General features: G+C 43.0%; 1 protein-coding gene. It reads left to right on the plus strand.

Features of this window, described 5'->3' with window-relative positions; all coding sequences use genetic code 11:
* Window positions 1–16: 16 nt before the first annotated feature.
* Window positions 17–1,188, plus strand: a protein-coding gene (locus PASHI_RS15740; RefSeq protein WP_156426493.1) for an IS3 family transposase whose coding sequence is annotated in 2 segments (ribosomal slippage) — window positions 17–290 and window positions 290–1,188 — 1,173 coding nt in all. Because the reading frame shifts where the segments join, the coding sequence is not laid out codon by codon here.
* Window positions 1,189–1,369: the final 181 nt, after the last annotated feature.

The following is a 1,369-nucleotide window of genomic DNA, read 5'->3' on the forward strand; positions in this document are numbered from 1 at the left end:
TTTGGAGTCAGTAATCATGAAAGTAAAGTCACAGCGTAGATATTCCCTCGAATTTAAAATAAAAGTCGTTCAAGAGTCGTTAGACACCACAGATACAGTTAAGATGGTCGCTAATAAATACGGTATTCATCCTGACATGCTATCAAGTTGGAGAAGTCACATGACCTCGAAGAAGAAAACATCAAAGCCACTTAAGAACCAAGGCCCTGACAAATCATACACAGATTTAGAGCGCCAAATTCGCAAGCTTGAGAAGCAACTCGAAGATGCTCAGTTGGAGAATGACGTTTTAAAAAAGGCGAAGGTCTACTTCGACAGCCTAAAAGAATAAGGTTCGAATATATCCACAAGGTCACAGACGCCAAACGCACAGTGAAAAAGTTGTGCAGTTGGTTATCTGTGTCGCCGGCTGGGTATTATAAATGGTTAAAGCAATTACCTAGCACACGCCAGAAAGAGAACAGTTCGTTACTTAAGTTTCTAAAGCATATTAGCGACCAGGAGCACTGTATCCCGGGCTATAGAAAGCTTTGGGAAGCAGCGGTAGCACATGGCTTTGATTGCAGTAAAGGACGTGTGCAGAGACTTTTACAAAGCGTTGGGTATCGTTCAAAGTCAGGTAAGAGGCGCTATACAAGCCGCGCGAAGAAAGAAGGTACAATCAAAGCGAGTAACTTACTACGACGCCAGTTTAATGTTGATGCAGTAAATACCGTGTGGGTTTCAGATATCACACAAGTACGCTGTAAAGATGGTTGGCAGTATTTATGCGTCATCCTTGATTTGTATTCTCGTAAGGTTGTTGGCTGGGTAACAAGCCGGATAAACAACGCCGAGTTAGTTATTAAAACACTGAGAAAGGCATGGTCTGCACGCAAACCTGATGGTTCGAACTTGCTCTTTCATTCAGATCAAGGAGCTCAGTATGTCGCAAAGGAAACAGTGAAGTGGTTAACTAATAGAGGTGTCACAGTGAGTATGTCTAGAAAAGGCAACTGCTGGGATAACGCATGCTCAGAAAGCTTCTTCGCGCAGTATAAAAAGGAGTGGATAAAGAATTTAAATGAACTGAGTCGTAGTGAAATGACAACACAAACGTATTTTTATATTGAAAAATACTACAACTCAGTAAGAAGGCATGGCACCCTAGGGTATAAAAGTCCCATGCAGTACGAACAAGTTAATTAAACCCCGTGTCTACTTTATCGGGGTCAGATCAGACGTCTGAAAGCTGATAGCTGATAGCTGATAGCTCCGCTTACGTTGGGTTTCGCTTCGCTCAAACCAACCTACCCGAAGAATGAATAGGGCGAATGCTGAGTAAGACACTGCACTCAACAACTCCACCGCTCAACTGACGTCTGACGGC

Origin of the sequence: Pseudoalteromonas shioyasakiensis (genome assembly GCF_001550135.1) — a bacterium.
GTDB classification, from domain to species: domain Bacteria; phylum Pseudomonadota; class Gammaproteobacteria; order Enterobacterales; family Alteromonadaceae; genus Pseudoalteromonas; species Pseudoalteromonas shioyasakiensis.